The following is a 238-nucleotide window of genomic DNA, read 5'->3' on the forward strand; positions in this document are numbered from 1 at the left end:
CCATCAACGTGCGTCGGGGGGTGCCGGCGCCGGCAAACTCCAGCATCAGATTGCCGCCGTTATAGGTCCGGTCGAAGCCGAAGGAGTCGCGGGTGCTGCCGGAGCACGGCAGCTGCTGCAGCGTGTGCCCGTCGCGCCGGAACAGCGCTCGAAGCGTGTCGAAACGCGCGATGTTGGCGGCCACCTCGCGCTGGGCACCGGTCATGCCCGGCGGTTGTGCATCCAGTGTGGCCTGCGC

The 238-nt window shown here is 69.3% G+C and carries 1 protein-coding gene; it reads right to left on the reverse strand.

Annotation, left to right across the window (positions count from 1 at the left end; translation table 11 throughout):
* Positions 1 to 238, reverse strand: a 238-nt coding sequence (locus tag ACQG3P_RS23130) for a hypothetical protein (protein WP_426806350.1), incomplete at both ends; no start/stop codon positions are given.

Source organism: Stenotrophomonas sp. SrG (assembly GCF_050031795.1).
Classification (GTDB): Bacteria; Pseudomonadota; Gammaproteobacteria; order Xanthomonadales; family Xanthomonadaceae; genus Stenotrophomonas; species Stenotrophomonas rhizophila_A.